17 protein-coding genes are annotated in these 14,608 nt (G+C 40.5%); 6 read left to right on the top strand and 11 right to left on the bottom strand.

What is annotated here, in order from left to right:
• Positions 1 to 3: 3 nt before the first annotated feature.
• The 5 genes from F985_RS20205 to F985_RS20225 all read right to left on the bottom strand — a co-directional run bounded on the left by F985_RS20205 (position 4) and on the right by F985_RS20225 (position 3,377).
• Positions 4 to 540: a M23 family metallopeptidase gene (locus F985_RS20205; RefSeq protein ID WP_004704715.1), complete on the bottom strand. Its 537-nt coding sequence runs from the start codon at positions 538 to 540 to the stop codon at positions 4 to 6.
• A gap of 47 nt (positions 541 to 587) precedes the next feature.
• Positions 588 to 1,622 carry an A/G-specific adenine glycosylase gene (gene mutY, locus F985_RS20210; RefSeq protein ID WP_004704717.1) on the bottom strand — a complete coding sequence of 345 codons (1,035 nt, stop codon included), beginning with the start codon at positions 1,620 to 1,622 and terminating at the stop codon, positions 588 to 590.
• A 141-nt stretch (positions 1,623 to 1,763) separates the two neighbouring features.
• On the bottom strand, positions 1,764 to 2,126 hold the full coding sequence (locus tag F985_RS20215; protein WP_004704723.1) for an HIT family protein: 363 nt from the start codon (positions 2,124 to 2,126) through the stop codon (positions 1,764 to 1,766).
• A 182-nt stretch (positions 2,127 to 2,308) separates the two neighbouring features.
• Positions 2,309 to 3,046, bottom strand: a complete 738-nt coding sequence (locus F985_RS20220) for a dienelactone hydrolase family protein (RefSeq protein WP_004704724.1) — start codon at positions 3,044 to 3,046, stop codon at positions 2,309 to 2,311.
• Positions 3,047 to 3,218: 172 nt separating this feature from the next.
• Positions 3,219 to 3,377, bottom strand: a complete 159-nt coding sequence (locus tag F985_RS20225) for a DUF1328 domain-containing protein (RefSeq protein WP_002053759.1) — start codon at positions 3,375 to 3,377, stop codon at positions 3,219 to 3,221.
• Between the two features lie 193 nt (positions 3,378 to 3,570).
• On the opposite strand from F985_RS20225, the gene F985_RS20230 reads away from it, so the two are divergent.
• The 3 genes from F985_RS20230 (at position 3,571) to F985_RS20240 (ending at position 6,681) form a co-directional block, all read left to right on the top strand.
• Positions 3,571 to 4,029, top strand: a complete 459-nt coding sequence (locus F985_RS20230; protein ID WP_004704725.1) for a YcgN family cysteine cluster protein — start codon at positions 3,571 to 3,573, stop codon at positions 4,027 to 4,029.
• A gap of 111 nt (positions 4,030 to 4,140) precedes the next feature.
• Positions 4,141 to 5,310, top strand: a complete 1,170-nt coding sequence (locus F985_RS20235; RefSeq protein WP_191013303.1) for a PQQ-dependent sugar dehydrogenase — start codon at positions 4,141 to 4,143, stop codon at positions 5,308 to 5,310.
• A gap of 105 nt (positions 5,311 to 5,415) precedes the next feature.
• A complete protein-coding gene (locus F985_RS20240) occupies positions 5,416 to 6,681 on the top strand; it encodes a replication-associated recombination protein A (RefSeq protein WP_004704731.1) in 1,266 nt (421 codons plus the stop codon).
• A 15-nt stretch (positions 6,682 to 6,696) separates the two neighbouring features.
• Here the strand turns inward: F985_RS20240 and F985_RS20245 are convergent, their stop codons facing one another.
• From F985_RS20245 to dapA, 5 genes are all read right to left on the bottom strand, one after another.
• Positions 6,697 to 7,536, bottom strand: coding sequence for a formate/nitrite transporter family protein (locus tag F985_RS20245; protein ID WP_025469216.1), 840 nt, complete (start codon positions 7,534 to 7,536; stop codon positions 6,697 to 6,699).
• A gap of 327 nt (positions 7,537 to 7,863) precedes the next feature.
• Positions 7,864 to 8,067 carry a hypothetical protein gene (locus F985_RS20250; RefSeq protein ID WP_025469217.1) on the bottom strand — a complete coding sequence of 68 codons (204 nt, stop codon included), beginning with the start codon at positions 8,065 to 8,067 and terminating at the stop codon, positions 7,864 to 7,866.
• 192 nt (positions 8,068 to 8,259) lie between these two features.
• A complete protein-coding gene (gene purC / locus F985_RS20255) occupies positions 8,260 to 8,979 on the bottom strand; it encodes a phosphoribosylaminoimidazolesuccinocarboxamide synthase (RefSeq protein WP_002119240.1) in 720 nt (239 codons plus the stop codon).
• Positions 8,980 to 9,015: 36 nt separating this feature from the next.
• A complete protein-coding gene (locus tag F985_RS20260; protein ID WP_077165362.1) occupies positions 9,016 to 9,615 on the bottom strand; it encodes a lipoprotein-34 precursor (NlpB) in 600 nt (199 codons plus the stop codon).
• Between the two features lie 15 nt (positions 9,616 to 9,630).
• Positions 9,631 to 10,524 carry a 4-hydroxy-tetrahydrodipicolinate synthase gene (dapA, locus tag F985_RS20265; protein WP_004704743.1) on the bottom strand — a complete coding sequence of 298 codons (894 nt, stop codon included), beginning with the start codon at positions 10,522 to 10,524 and terminating at the stop codon, positions 9,631 to 9,633.
• Positions 10,525 to 10,853: 329 nt separating this feature from the next.
• Between dapA and pncA the strand changes: the two genes are divergently transcribed.
• From pncA to F985_RS20280, 3 genes are all read left to right on the top strand, one after another.
• Positions 10,854 to 11,498 (top strand): bifunctional nicotinamidase/pyrazinamidase, encoded by a 645-nt coding sequence (gene pncA, locus F985_RS20270; RefSeq protein WP_004704744.1) that lies wholly within the window; start codon positions 10,854 to 10,856, stop codon positions 11,496 to 11,498.
• 54 nt (positions 11,499 to 11,552) lie between these two features.
• Positions 11,553 to 12,491 (top strand): bile acid:sodium symporter family protein, encoded by a 939-nt coding sequence (locus F985_RS20275; RefSeq protein WP_004704746.1) that lies wholly within the window; start codon positions 11,553 to 11,555, stop codon positions 12,489 to 12,491.
• Positions 12,492 to 12,668: 177 nt separating this feature from the next.
• Positions 12,669 to 14,012 carry an MATE family efflux transporter gene (locus F985_RS20280; RefSeq protein WP_004704748.1) on the top strand — a complete coding sequence of 448 codons (1,344 nt, stop codon included), beginning with the start codon at positions 12,669 to 12,671 and terminating at the stop codon, positions 14,010 to 14,012.
• A gap of 15 nt (positions 14,013 to 14,027) precedes the next feature.
• Here F985_RS20280 and F985_RS20285 read toward each other — a convergent pair whose 3' ends face one another.
• Positions 14,028 to 14,498 carry a 2-thiouracil desulfurase family protein gene (locus F985_RS20285; protein WP_004704752.1) on the bottom strand — a complete coding sequence of 157 codons (471 nt, stop codon included), beginning with the start codon at positions 14,496 to 14,498 and terminating at the stop codon, positions 14,028 to 14,030.
• Positions 14,499 to 14,608: the final 110 nt, after the last annotated feature.

Genomic DNA, 14,608 nt, shown 5'->3' on the forward strand with positions numbered 1-14,608 from the left:
TTCCTAGCGTAAATATAAATAAGGGTTAACGGCACCACGTCCTTTACCATCTAGATAAAGACCATAGTGGAGATGAGGTGAAGTATAACGTGCATTGCCCGTGTTGCCGACATATCCAATTAAATCGCCCTTTTTGACATAGTCACCTACATTTAGGCCACGTTTATGACCGTCAAGATGAGCATAATAATGCCATGTTCCTGCTGGACCTAAAATCCAGATGACTTTGCCGCCGAGGTTATTATTACGAAGATCAGCAACGAGTCCTTCGGTTGTGCTATACACTTTGGTTCCACGTGGAGCCAAAATATCAATGCCTTCATGGCTACGGCCTTGACTACGAGCAGCTCCCCACGTGTCTTTTAGTTCATCTCGATCGACACCTTTTACAGGTACAGGTAGTCGATTTGGAAGCTGCATACTTTTGAGCTTACTGACTTGAGTGGGGGAAAGTGGTGTAGGTTTTTTAGGTGCACTGGCACAAGCTGCCAATAGAATAATGAGAAAACCAAGTGAGAGATGAGAAACAAAACGTCGCACGAAATACTCCCTGTCATAGTTATATCAAAATTATTTTGACCACTATGTCATGAACGGCTAGTCGAGATCAATTTTTTCATTGCAGTTGGTACACCTTTGGAAATTGCTTGTTCTGGCGTCAGCCATTGGCCTTTAAGTTCAATCGCCAGATGTTCTTTTTGATCAGGTTCCACGTGGAACACGTGAGCATTAAGTAGCCATGTGAAATGAGTGAAGCTATGACTAATCTGAAAAGTTTGTGCTTGAGGCTGTAATTTAAATTGCTGGCTTATGCTCAGTCGTTCATGTTCATTTTCTAAAATAGGTAAACAGAATAAACCACCCCATAGACCATGGGCTTGGCGTTGTTGCCAGAACCATTCATCTTCACACTGAATAATAAGAACGTCTGCCGTTTTAACAGGCGGAGTTTTTTTAGGTTTTTTAAAAGGTAGTTCTTGTTCTAAACCTTGTTGGTAGGCCTGACAATGAGTTTGCATTGGACAATATAAACACAGCGGTTTTTTAGGCGTACAGATAGTTGCACCTAAGTCCATTATGGCTTGAGTATAGTCATGGTTACGATGCGTAGGGCAAAGCTCTTCAGCAAGTTTCCACATTTCACGTTCATGCTGCGGCTTACTTAAGTCATCTTCAATGGCAAAGAAACGCGCTAGAACACGTTTCACATTGCCGTCCATAATCACACCGTACTGACGCAAACCTAAAGACATAAGTGCGCCTGCTGTAGAGCGTCCAATGCCGGGTAGAGCAATCCATTCTTCTAGGATTTCAGGAAATTTACCTTGTTGTGCTACAAGGCCAGCGGCTTTATGCAAATTGCGAGCACGAGCGTAATAGCCAAGGCCAGCCCAATAAGGAGCGACATCATCCCAAGTTGCATGACCTAAAGCTTCTACCGTTGGGAAGCGCTCCATAAAGCGGTCAAAATATTGCAGAACCGTTTTCACCTGAGTCTGCTGTAACATAATTTCAGAAACCCAAACCTTGTATGGATCATCTGCAACTTGCCAAGGCAAATCGTGACGACCATGTTGATCGAACCAGTTTAAGAGGGCATCAGAAAAAGAAAATTCAGGCATGAACAGCTATAGAAGAAAAGTAAGGGCTAAATTATAGCTGAAATTGGAGAGAAGTTTTGTTTAAAGCAAGCAACCAGAACGAGCCTGTTAAAACAGAGATCACTTGAAAATAAGTGGTCTCTGCTTCAAGCATAAAGAGGATTAATCCTCTTTTACGCCCCAACGTTGATCAAGTTTCAACGGTTGGTTTTTGTAGTATGGAATGACATGAATGTGGAAATGGTCAGAGCTTTGGCCAAACACTTCACCATCATTAAAGCCGATATGAAAACCAGCAGGCTGATGACGAAGCTGGGTTTCGTGGCGGGCAATTTCAAGAAGTGTAAGTAAGCTTTCATGCTCTTTAGAGGTAATGTCAAAAAACGAGCTTACATGGCGCAGTGGAGTCACTACACAGTGGCCTTTAGACAACGGATTTGGGTCAGGTAAAATTACAGCAAATTCATTCTTATCAATGATGTCATATTCATCAAATTCGCAATACGGACATTTCTTGTCAGCCATTGTTGTATCCTCTCATGTTATTCCATTAAACCCCGAGTGCGGGAAATAAGACTAGGCTTTGCTCTAGCTCAACGGGAGTATAGTTATTGAAGTATGGTTTAAAAAATACAGTAAAAATATTGCAAAGTCATAAACATTTAAGGGAGCAAATGCAAAAAACATTTGCTCCAAATTTGCTTCTTTTATTTTAAAGTACGTTCTAACAAAGCGTACATTTTAGCAAGGCCTTGTTTCTCCGCTTCGCTGTTGTAGCCAAGGTCTACACCATTTGCTTTCGCTTTTTCATCTGCAAGCGGGTTACTAAAGCCATGTTTAGCACCTTTTAAAACCACTACCTCATGTTTAACTTCAGCAGCTTGCATCTCTTTTTCAAAATTAGCAACATCTTCTAAGGTGACCATGGTGTCTTGTTCACCATGTAGAACTAAAACCTCACCTTGAATGTTGCCTTTTTGAGCAGGTGCTTTCGGTGCTAATGTAGCATGGAATGTCACAACTGCTTTAAGTGGTGCACCTGAGCGCGCAAGGTCTAATACAACTTTACCACCATAGCAAAAGCCAATTGCAGCCAGTTTTTCACTATTTACTTCTGGTTGTGCAGCAAGTGTCTGAAGTGCTGCATTGGCACGATCAGTCACCGTGTCTAACTCTTCAAATGTCTGCATCATCCATTCATATGCTTGAGCTGCAGTTGATGTGACTTTTTTATCGCCATACATGTCAATCGCAAGAGCCGCATAGCCGTGTTCAGCAAGTTCACGTGCGCGTTGTTCAGTATATTCATTACGGCCCCACCATTCAGGACCAATAATAATACCTGGTACAGGTGTTTCACTTTCTGGAGCTGCAAAATAACCAATTAAATGGCTGCCGTCTGGTGCAGTATATTGAATTTCACGGGTTTTAATTGCTGTACTCATGACATTAATCCTGAAATTAAACTTGGTTTAAACACGCTTGATTAAAGCATAAAAAAATAAAATTCATATTAATAACTATGTAAAAATCTACGTCAAAAGAAAAAGATAGAAACATTTAGGCAATAAAAAAAGAAGGAAACAAGTTCCTTCTTTTTATGTAGTCATGATTGAATTAGGTTCGGCCTCGCGAAATAAAACCAATAACTGCGAGAATTACAGCCACAACCAATAAAATCACGGCAAAGTCTTTAGATAACCCTGCAACACCACCAAACCCTAATAGACTGGCAATGAGTGCAATCACTGCAAAAATTATTGCCCAACGGAACATAATGTTGTCCTCCTTATTTTTCATTGTGTTTTTACTATATAGTGGCTTTTTTGCACGGAATGTGTCGTTTATGTGGTTGAAATGTATATTAAACAATCATTTTGTGATGCTAAAAATACAGTTTCTTTCCTTAAGCACACTGCCTTCAATGCTATAATCTGACTTTGATTTATGTATACAGCTGTTAAAACCTATGTCTACCGAGACCTCACTTCGTCCATTATTTTGGAAAAATTACACGCTAGAGCAGCTTAGTCAGGCTGAGTGGGAAGCTTTGTGCGATGGGTGTGGTTTATGCTGCTTGGTCAAGCTAGAAGATGAAGATACTCATGAGGTTGCTTACACCAAGGTAGCGTGTAAATTGCTTGATTGTGGTACAGGGCGTTGCTCAGATTATTCAAATCGTCAGCAGCAAGTGCCTGACTGTTTACAGTTGACGCCAGAAAGCTTAAAAACAATTCACTGGTTACCTTCAAGTTGTGCGTATAAACGGTTGAATGAGGGTAAAAATTTACCTTCTTGGCATTATTTAAATACAGGTACGAGACAAAGCGTAGTTAAGGCAAAAAAGTCTGTTGCAGGGCGTTGTATTCCTGAAACTGATGTACATGAAGATGATCTTGAAGATTATGTGGTACGTTGGGTGCGTTAATACGCTCCCAATGGACATTTTTAATTACAGCGTATAATAAAGTAACATTTTAATCGTAAAGTTTTTAACCATCTCCGTTATATAAAAATAAAAGCGAAGGAGATAAAAATGATGAAACGACTAGCAGCCCCCTTATTATGTAGTAGCTTTTTCTTATTAATGGCTTGTGGTTCTAACAATACCAACTCAAAAAATCCTGAACAAAATACAACTGCAAAAACAGAGCAAACTAGTGCTGCCAAACAAATTTATCAGGTCGAGACAGTCGCACATTTTAATGAACCTTGGGCGATTACCAGTTTGCCAGACCATCGTTTATTAGTCACTGAGCGACAAGGTAAGTTAAAACTTTTTAACCCCCAAAATAAACAAATGTTAGATGTTCAAGGTGTTCCAGCGGTGAACTATGGCGGACAGGGTGGTTTAGGCGATGTTGTTTTACATCCTGACTTTGCCAAAAATCATTGGATATATCTCAGTTATGCAGCTAAAGGGCAAGGTGGATCTGGTGCAGTGATTTCACGTGCGAAATTAGACTTATCTAACCCTAATCAGCCAAAACTTATAGAGGTGAAACAGATTTGGCAGCAGGTGCCTAAAGTCTCAGGACAAGGCCATTATGGACATCGTATGCTCTTTGATGCAGATGGTAAGCTTTGGGCCAGTTCAGGTGAGCGCCAAAAGTTTGATCCTGCCCAAGACATGAAGAGTAATTTGGGCAAAGTCTTGCGTTTAAATGAGGATGGTTCAGCAGCCGTAGGTAATCCTTTTTATAAACAAGGTGGGGTTACTGCGGAAATATGGTCACTTGGACACCGTAACCCCTTAGGTATGGCTTTTGACCGCAAAGGACAACTTTGGGTAGTTGAAATGGGGCCTAAAGGTGGTGATGAGCTTAATATTATTACCAAAGGTGAAAATTATGGTTACCCAATCGTTTCAAATGGAGACCACTACTCGGGTGAGCCTATTCCAGACCACCATACTCGCCCTGAATTTAAAGCACCTGAGATTGATTGGACACCTGTCATTTCACCGTCGAGCCTAATCATTTATCGAGGCCAACAATTTCCTGCATGGCAAAATAAAGCCTTAATTGGTGGGTTATCTTCCAAAGCCATTGTGGTTGTAGATTTAGAGCATAAACCCGTAAAAGAAATACAAAGATTAGAGATGAAGCAACGTATTCGTGGTTTACATGAAGCACAAGACCGTTCAATTTGGGTAATTGAAGATGGCCCGGATGCACGTTTGCTGAAACTCAGTGATAAACCATCTTAATGCTACGAGTTAGCCTGTAAATAAAGAACGTGTCTCATAGATTCAAATTGTAGATTTCTGTGAGACGCAATAGACTATAGTGAAAAGACGATAAAGCTATTTGAGATGTCAGACACCCATATTCCACTTCCTGAACGCCTGCGCCCGAGAGATTTGTCTGAAATTATTGGGCAAGATCATTTGTTAGGTGAACACGCACCACTGCGTCAAATGATTGATCAGGGGCATTTACCTTCTATTATTTTTTGGGGACCGCCAGGTGTTGGTAAAACAACAATTGCTTTACTTTTGGCGCAAGCAATAGACCGCCCATTTGTGAGTTTGTCTGCTCTGAATACGGGCGTAAAAGAATTACGTGAAGTAATTGCAGAAAGTGGTGACTTACTAACACCAGTCGTTTTTATTGATGAAATCCATCGCTTTAATAAATCACAGCAAGATGCATTACTAGGGGCTGTAGAAAAAGGAAAAATTACCTTAATAGGTGCGACCACAGAAAACCCGTCTTTTGAAGTCAATAGTGCGCTTTTATCTCGTTGTCAGGTCTATACCTTAAACAGTTTAGACAGCGAGGCAATTCAAACGCTACTCAACAATGCTCTCCAAGCCGATAAATTCTTAAAAGAACGTTACATTCATATTGAAGAGTACGATGCCCTTTTGCAGTTTGCAGCAGGCGATGCCCGTAAAGCGCTTAATTTACTAGACTTAATTGCGAGTACTTTTGAGCCAGAAATTGAAAATACCATTACCAATGCTGTGGTGGTAAAAGTTGCCCAGCAAAACATTGCACGTTATGACAAATCGGGTGAGCAGCATTACGACCTCGTGTCTGCATTTATTAAATCGATTCGTGGTAGTGATCCAGATGCAGCTCTGTACTGGATGGCTCGTATGCTTAAAGGCGGAGAAGATCCAGTTTTTATTGCAAGACGTATGTTGATTGCAGCCTCAGAAGACATTGGGAATTCGAATCCAAATGCGCTTTTACTTGCAGGTGAATGTTTCCGCTCTGTTCAAGCAGTGGGTATGCCTGAAGGCCGAATTATTTTGGGCCAAACCGCGGTTTATTTAGCAACAAGTGCAAAAAGTAATAGTACTTATTTAGCAATTAACAAAGCATTGGAACTTGCCGAGAAAACGGCAAATTTACCAGTGCCTTTACACTTGAGAAATGCACCAACCAAGCTGATGAAACAGCAAGGCTATGGCATCAATTATCTCTATCCTCATGATTACCCAGAGCACTTTGTGTTGCAAGACTATTTGCCACCTGAGTTGAAGGGAACCAAACTCTACGAGTCCGCGAGAAATAAGCGTGAGGTTGAAGGCGAACGCTTACAGCAACGCAGATGGCAGCAGGAACAATAGTTTTATTGAGTCCTGCTATTGTTCCAATTCCTCAGTAACCTGACCATAAATCAGCAGGGTAAACACGCCTGTACCACCAATAATATTTCCAATGGTGGTTGGAATCAGGAAATTAAAAATATATTCACTAATAGAGGCATCTCCTTGCCAAACTAGATAAGACATTTCGGTAGAACCTACTACTACATGGGTAAAGTCACCGAGTCCTATCAAATATGTCATGAAAAAGATGAGTAGGAATTTATTGCTAACTGAAGGCAGCATCCAGACTAGTGCAGCAATTAACAGCCCTGACATAATACCTTTCAGCAAGTTTTCGGTCGCAGAAAAAGACGCAACATGATGTGCTAGCTCGTCGAGTGCCTTGTCAATATCGGGTGTAAACAGGTGAGTAGTGAGGAAAAATAAACTCGCTAAAGCTGTTCCAATGATGTTGCATAAAATCACAATCCCCCATAATCGGCCTACAGCTTGTAATTTTTCGAGAGTAAAGGGCTTGAATAGAGGTACAACTGTGGTGATGGTATTTTCGGTAAAGAGTTGCATATGGCCCAAAATAGCGATCAAAAAACCAATGGTATAACCGACATTGGTGATTAAATCGGTCCAGACTACATCAGCTGGAAGATAAGAAGCGATAATCGCCTTAAACACAAAAGAAAAACTGATGACTAGACCTGCCGCAATTCCTGAAAAGATCAGTGCAGCCGTTGGCCGATCCAGCTCTTCAGCACCATCACGGCGGATAATTTCATAGACTAAACGGGGTGACAGTTTTTCATGTTCTTCGACTGCCATTTTTTCACGCCAGCTTAAGGTTTGCTCGACCTTTTTTTCCTCTATTTCATGGTCCATCATGCTTACTCCTCATAGAATAAATATTTTCTACTTATTATTTTTGTTTATTGTTAAGGCAGCATTCAGAATAAATCTAGTTGATTCATAACAGCTTTATGTATCTTTTTATAAATTGAATGATACGACGCTAAGGAAAATACTATGCGAATAAAAGCAATTAACCAGATAGGACAGCTAAATATAAGAAGAGGTCGATAAAACTTTGGATGACAAGACGAATTGCCGCCTGAGTTAAAGGGGAGCAATTATGATGAAGAAGTCAGAAATCGGTATAGGGTTGACGCTAAAGATTTACGGCAAATCAGATAACAGCAGTAACAATAATTAAAGTAAGGTATATGTTCTCAAAGTCCTTATGAGTTTCATATAGTCACCTTGAGAAGCTTCAGAAATGACGGTTTCCACTTCAGCTTCGCTCCAACCTTGTTTCAAAGCAGAGTCGCTAAAATTAGATAAAATCACTAATGGATTTTCACCAAACTGTATCGAGTGATTCATTAATCTCTTTTCAGGCTTAAGTAGTTCCATAGGGCTCACCATACTTTAAATTTAATTATTGTGATGCAATTAATGTTTTTTTAGATTTTAGTGCTTTGCTTTTATATTGTGCAAGTAATAATTTAATTAAATATACAGATCTGTCTACTTTCCCTGAATTTTAGTGCCTAGAAAATAAAAAACCGAGCAATTCAGCTCGGTTTCTTACTAAAGTCTGGCTAATTAGATGTCAGATAAATCTACGCCTAAACGAGCTGCAACTTCTTCATAAGCTTCAACAACACCGCCTAAACCTTGACGGAAACGGTCTTTGTCGAGTTTCTTCTTAGAGTCTTTGTCCCATAAACGGCAACCGTCTGGAGAGAATTCGTCACCAAGTACGATACGGTCATGGAAAACACCAAATTCAAGTTTGAAGTCCACCAAGATCATGTTGCCTTCAGCAAATAATGCTTTCAATACATCATTTACTTTATAAGTTAACACTTTCATTTGTTCTAACTGTTCAGCAGTCGCCCAACCTAAAGCAATCGCTTGAGATTCGTTAACCATTGGATCGCCTAGGCCATCATCTTTGTAGAACAATTCAAATGTAGGAGGAGTAAGTTCTTTACCCTCTTCTACACCTAAACGACGGCATAGAGAACCAGCTGCATAGTTACGAATTACGCATTCAACAGGAATCATTTGAAGTTTTTTAACAAGAACTTCAGTTGGAGAAAGCAATTTTTCAAAATGCGTTTCAATACCCGCAGCAGCAAGTTTTTCCATGATGAAGGCGTTAAAACGGTTGTTCACCTTGCCTTTACGATCTAGTTGTTCGATTTTTTCGCCATTGAACGCAGAGGCATCATCACGAAAGACTAAAATCAGATGGTCGGCATTGTCTGTTTCATATACAGATTTTGCTTTACCAGTATAGAGCAAGGTTTGTTTTAACATGAGGGAACCTTTTAAAAAAAAATGCCTAGTAAACGACTAGGCTGGCCAATTTTGGTAAATCTGGTTTAACACTTCTGCCGCAACTTCAGGGCTTGCAAAAGTGTTGTCTGGATTAAAGAGAGCAAGGCTATGACTAGAGCCAACACCAGTCAGTTTAAGCACATAAGTTTTGTCATTTACTTTAATCGTCGCTTGATTACTGCCTTGAGCGATGATGTTGTAATTTAACGTGCTTAGGGTTGCTTTGGTGTATTGCCAAATTTCAGCAGTACTTCCATCAATTTTTAACAGTGGGTTTTTATTACCATCTGTTACAAGTTGAGGGCGACTAAGCGCGCTACCTGATTGAGCAGATGTATCTGCTGTATCACCTTGAGTTTGTTCAGGGCGAGGCAATGCAAAACGATTGCCACGCTTGTTTTCAAACTTCGGTGCGTGATCGATAGCGAGCTGGTCTACTGTTGGTGCAGGATACAAAGGCGTCGCTGGTCGTACAGTTGCATCGGCAGGATACTCAAGCGGGGCGAGTTGCTTTGCTTTTTTATAATCTAAAGAGTGATTATTGAGTGCGAAGCGACCACAGCCAGCTAAACTTAAGGCTGAAACTGCAAGGACTAAACCAAGACGTAATTGCATCATAAATTGCTCTTATTAAATAATTCCCGCATCTTTTAGGGCATTGCGGAGAGGTTCGCGATATTGCTCAGCGAGAGGAGTGAGTGGTAAACGAATACCAGTATCAATCAGTCCCATCTCATGTAGTGCCCATTTCACAGGAATTGGGTTAGATTCGCAAAATAGAATATTGTGTAAATTTGCAATCTTATTGTTAAGCGTCTTCGCTTGTGGCTCATCTTTAGCAATTGCAACCGCACATACTTCGCTCATTGCCTTAGGTGCAATGTTTGCAGTAACCGAGATATTACCATCTGCGCCAAGAAGCATAAGTTCCCATGCAGTTTCATCGTCACCTGAGTAAACAGCCATTTTGCCGTTTAAAGCATCGATTAAAGCTTTACCACGAGGCACATCACCTGTTGCGTCTTTAATACCTACAATGTTAGGAATTTCTGCTAAACGTACCGCTGTATCGTTTGACAAGTCTACGCCTGTACGACCCGGTACGTTATAAAGAATAAGAGGTAATTCAACAGCTTCGGCAACCGCTTTATAGTGTTGGAAAAGGCCTTCTTGGGTTGGTTTGTTATAGTATGGTGTTACAAGTAAAGCGGCATCAGCACCGAGGTCTTTAGCTGCTTTAGTTAATTCGATTGCTTCGCGGGTTGAGTTTGCACCAGTACCGGCAATAATTGGAATACGTTTATTGGCTACACGAATAATTTCTTTAATAACCTGTGTGTGCTCTTCCATGCTCAATGTTGAGGCTTCGCCGGTTGTACCGACGGCTACAATACTGTTTGTACCTTGTTCTATGTGCCACTCAACCAGCTTCTCAAGACCCTTCCAATCTACACCGCCATCTTTCAACATGGGAGTGACAATTGCGACGATTGAGCCTTGAATGGTCTGTGCTTGCTGAGTCATTTTAAAAAATATCCTATTTATCCATCCGAATCTGAGGTAAGAAAAACAAAATGTGGGATGGTTGCAGTATTTTGATTGTCCAGTTCTAACAATAACAGATTGTTGAATGACAATTATGCAAATTATGACTGATCAGACGCATAAGAACAATATGCTTAACTGATAAACCCTATGTAAACTTGAGCAAAACATAGAATGCCAATTTGATCATTTCAAGTAAAAGACAGTAAATATGACAATATGGTTCAATTCTGCGAATCCTTACTTGCTACGGTCTTTTTTATGGCAAGATAAAATGCATATTTTTCCCGAATGGGACTTAAGATGGCATGAAAATGAAGAAACAACCACAAAATTCGGCTTTAGTCGTAGTTGATGTACAAAATGGTTTTACGCCGGGTGGAAATTTAGCAGTTGCCGACGCCGATACAATTATTCCAACCATTAACCAATTGGCGCGTTGTTTTGAAAATGTCGTTCTGACACAAGATTGGCATCCAGATAATCATATTTCTTTTGCTACCAACCATGTGGGTAAACAGCCATTTGAAACCATTGAGCTCGATTATGGACCGCAAGTGCTTTGGCCTAAACATTGTGTAGAAGGTAGCCATGATGCCGAATTTCATCCAGATTTGAATATCCCAACGGCCCAGCTGATTATCCGAAAAGGCTTTCATGCTCATATTGATAGCTACTCGGCTTTTATGGAAGCAGACCACAGTACAATGACGGGTTTAACGGGTTACTTAAAAGAGCGCGGCATTGATACGGTTTATGTGGTCGGAATTGCTACGGACTTTTGTGTCGCATGGACTGCTTTAGATGCAGTTCAACTCGGCTTTAAAACTTTAGTGATTGAAGATGCCTGTAAAGGTATTAATCTGAACGGCTCTTTAGAACAGGCATGGCAAGCGATGCAGCAACAGGGTGTTGTCCGTATTCAATCGACTGATTTGTTGAGTGAATGTTAGAGAGAGTGCTCATGTTGTTTGGGCTTTAATTGCGATTTGATATGGATGAACAGCATGTCTGGATTATTACGTTTTACTCAATTTGTTCAGAAAACGTTTGCTTTATGGGTCATCGTTTTTGCGGCTCTAGCACTATGGCAACCTGAGTTTTTTGTCTGGCTTAAAGCGTACATCCCATGGATCTTAGGGATTATTATGCTCGGTATGGGAATGACCATGACCGTTGATGACTTTAAAGGGGTATTGCAAAGCCCTAAAGCGGTGTTGATTGGAGTGGTTGCCCAGTTTGTGGTGATGCCCGGTTTAGCATTTATTCTGTGTAAATTATTTGATTTACCGCCTGAAATTGCAGTCGGCGTTATTTTAGTGGGGTGTTGCCCAGGCGGAACAGCTTCAAACGTGATTACCTATATGGCCAAGGGCAACGTGGCTTTATCGGTCGCCTGTACATCGGTATCAACACTTTTAGCACCTCTATTAACTCCTGCAATTTTCTATCTGCTGGCCAGCCAATGGTTAAAGATTGATGCAGCTTCGATGTTTATTTCAATTTTGCAGGTGGTGCTACTGCCTATTGTGATTGGTCTGATTTTGCGAACTTGGCTTAAACGTCAGGTCGAGTCCTATATTCAAGTTATGCCGTTAGTTTCAGTGATTGCAATTGTCGCGATTGTGGCAGCCATTATTGGTGGGAGCAAAGCAGCTATTTTTCAATCCGGCTTGCTTATTTTGGCGGTAGTGATACTGCATAATGGATTTGGTTATTTATTAGGTTTTACCGCAGCTCGTTTCTTTAAATTGCCTTATGCAGACAGTAAAGCAATTGCGGTAGAAGTCGGTATGCAAAACTCAGGCTTAGGCGTGGCGCTTGCAGCAGTGCATTTTGCGGCTTCCCCGATTACGGCTGTACCAAGCGCAATTTTCAGCCTTTGGCACAATATTTCTGGTCCTGCGCTTGCCACTTATTGGGCAAGTAAACACAAACAAGAATAACTGTAGAAAAACATACATTGCAAAAGAAGGCCAAACGAATAGTTTGGCTTTTTTATTTAAAGAATATTTTAGAGGAAGCTGAATTTAGAACTGGTATGTCTTTTGCTTTGAATTGATGCACTAAAAATAACGTGAATATCAACATAAATCGCAAAGAAAAAAATAAGGCTTTTTTTGATGAACCAGATTTTTAAATTATTTATTCCCATGCTCTCAAGCAATTTAATTCTAGTTTTAAGTGGATTGGTTGATATTGCTTATGTAGGGCATTTTAGTAATGACCATGTCGCCGCATTATCGGTAGCCTTATCTTTATATACAGTGATTTATGTTATTGGGATGGGTGTTTTGCAAGGTGTGATACTCAAGCTCTCACAAGCATATGGTTGCCACGACATACCCCATATTCGTCAAATCTTTATTCAAGGCATTTGGCTGATGTTATGTTCGGCATTGGTGAGTATTGGCTTGCTTTACTTGTTCCGTGATTTACCAAAATTATTTGGTGCATCTGAACATGTGGTTTCAATTACTAAAAACTGTATTTGGGTCTTGGTATTTATTTTACCTGCGCATTTACTGATGCGCCTATGTACAGCTTTGTCTCAGGTCACTGAAAATGCGCATAAGGTTTTACTATCAGATAGCATTTTTTTCATTCTTAAAATTATTTTGTCCTATCTTTTGATTTATGGTGTCGCTTCATTTTCAATTCCACCACTCGGTGCAATAGGGGCTTTGTTAGCCACTCTCATTGTACGGTGGTTTATGTTGGCTGTTTATTACCTGTTTTTCCTAGAGAAAAGCTACATTTTTATTGAGCAACCAGAACGTTCGGTTGAAGATGGCCGACAAAGTCTGCGTATGATTTTAAAAATAGGAATACCTACCGCGATCATGGCGTTGATGGATGTTGTTGCATTTTGTTCGGTGGCTATTTTGATTTTGCCTTTTGGGAGTGTGGTGTCAGCAGCCCATCAAATTGTCGCGAGCACGGGTGGTTTTATGTTTATTTTTCCCTCCTCAATTGCCTCGGCTTATAGCATTTTGGTGTCGCGATCTATGGGCAGTGGCAACATGGAAGAAGCAAACAAAATTGCCAGACAAAGTATATGGGTAATTATGGCAGTGAGTGGCAGTCTGTCCCTAGGTTTATGGTTGGAGCGGGACTTAATTGTCACCTTCTATTCAGATGATTTGGCTGTGCAGGTTTTGGCTGCATCACTGCTGTTAATTGTCTGTATATCTCATTTTCTAGATGGCTTCATGACCTTACTCACCTCTTTGCTGCGCTGTTGGGATGTCTCAATTTTACCCATGCTGATTTTTTTAGTCGTGGTGCTATGTTTCGGATTGGGTGGTGGCTGGTGGATGGCCTATAAAGGGCTGTATTGGGGGAGTCATTCGATTTCTGCAATGGGAATTTATGGTTTCTGGAGTATGGCAGTCATAAGCTATTTAGTAGCTTGTATATTGAGTGCTTTGTGTTTCCGTTTTAGAAAACAATTAAGAGGACTTTGATTGAGCAGACAATGGTTAAAGGGGATGTGCTGCTAACCATTCTTCAATTTCGTTTTCAGAAATCACTTTAAAACCATGGCGCTGTAACAGTGCTGTGGTAATCCCAACACCCGTAATCTTCTCGCCTTGAAAAGTACCGTTATAAATTTTTTGACTGCCACAAGATGGACTGTTTTCTTTTAAAACCACACAACTTGCTTTTATTTGCTGTGCAATTTCCAAAGTGCGGTAGGCGCCTTTTAAATATAGCTCGGTTACATCTAAACCAGATGAATCAGTAATTTTTGCCTTGCCATCAAGCACATCTTGACCTGTTCCTCCCACAATTTCTGCGGGTAGACGAGGGGTGCTAAATCCACCTAATAACTCTGGGCAAAGTGCGTGGGCTTTTTTATTTAAAAATAATTGCTGAAGTGTAGTGTGCAGGCATGATTGACCATCATAACGTACAGGTTCACCAATTAAACAGGCACTGATTAAAAGCATGAGTTTTCCGCCGTTAGAACTTTAAAAGCCATGTGAGTGTACCCAATGATTTATAAAATATGAAATCTAAATCAGGCGCAAACAAACGGCGTAATTTGATTAATAAATTA

The organism is Acinetobacter seifertii, assembly GCF_000368065.1.
GTDB lineage: Bacteria > Pseudomonadota > Gammaproteobacteria > Pseudomonadales > Moraxellaceae > Acinetobacter > Acinetobacter seifertii.

What these genes read in the sequence shown, in the direction of transcription:
- mutY (WP_004704717.1), bottom strand. Translation starts at nt 1,622, where the DNA reads ATGCCTGAATTTTCTTTTTCTGATGCCCTCTTAAACTGGTTCGATCAA.
- F985_RS20215 (WP_004704723.1), bottom strand. Translation starts at nt 2,126, where the DNA reads ATGGCTGACAAGAAATGTCCGTATTGCGAATTTGATGAATATGACATC.
- F985_RS20220 (WP_004704724.1), bottom strand. Translation starts at nt 3,046, where the DNA reads ATGAGTACAGCAATTAAAACCCGTGAAATTCAATATACTGCACCAGAC.
- F985_RS20225 (WP_002053759.1), bottom strand. Translation starts at nt 3,377, where the DNA reads ATGTTCCGTTGGGCAATAATTTTTGCAGTGATTGCACTCATTGCCAGT.
- F985_RS20230 (WP_004704725.1), top strand. Translation starts at nt 3,571, where the DNA reads ATGTCTACCGAGACCTCACTTCGTCCATTATTTTGGAAAAATTACACG.
- F985_RS20235 (WP_191013303.1), top strand. Translation starts at nt 4,141, where the DNA reads ATGAAACGACTAGCAGCCCCCTTATTATGTAGTAGCTTTTTCTTATTA.
- F985_RS20240 (WP_004704731.1), top strand. Translation starts at nt 5,416, where the DNA reads ATGTCAGACACCCATATTCCACTTCCTGAACGCCTGCGCCCGAGAGAT.
- F985_RS20245 (WP_025469216.1), bottom strand. Translation starts at nt 7,536, where the DNA reads ATGGACCATGAAATAGAGGAAAAAAAGGTCGAGCAAACCTTAAGCTGG.
- F985_RS20250 (WP_025469217.1), bottom strand. Translation starts at nt 8,067, where the DNA reads ATGGAACTACTTAAGCCTGAAAAGAGATTAATGAATCACTCGATACAG.
- purC (WP_002119240.1), bottom strand. Translation starts at nt 8,979, where the DNA reads ATGTTAAAACAAACCTTGCTCTATACTGGTAAAGCAAAATCTGTATAT.
- F985_RS20260 (WP_077165362.1), bottom strand. Translation starts at nt 9,615, where the DNA reads ATGCAATTACGTCTTGGTTTAGTCCTTGCAGTTTCAGCCTTAAGTTTA.
- dapA (WP_004704743.1), bottom strand. Translation starts at nt 10,524, where the DNA reads ATGACTCAGCAAGCACAGACCATTCAAGGCTCAATCGTCGCAATTGTC.
- pncA (WP_004704744.1), top strand. Translation starts at nt 10,854, where the DNA reads ATGAAAATGAAGAAACAACCACAAAATTCGGCTTTAGTCGTAGTTGAT.
- F985_RS20275 (WP_004704746.1), top strand. Translation starts at nt 11,553, where the DNA reads ATGTCTGGATTATTACGTTTTACTCAATTTGTTCAGAAAACGTTTGCT.
- F985_RS20280 (WP_004704748.1), top strand. Translation starts at nt 12,669, where the DNA reads ATGAACCAGATTTTTAAATTATTTATTCCCATGCTCTCAAGCAATTTA.
- F985_RS20285 (WP_004704752.1), bottom strand. Translation starts at nt 14,498, where the DNA reads ATGCTTTTAATCAGTGCCTGTTTAATTGGTGAACCTGTACGTTATGAT.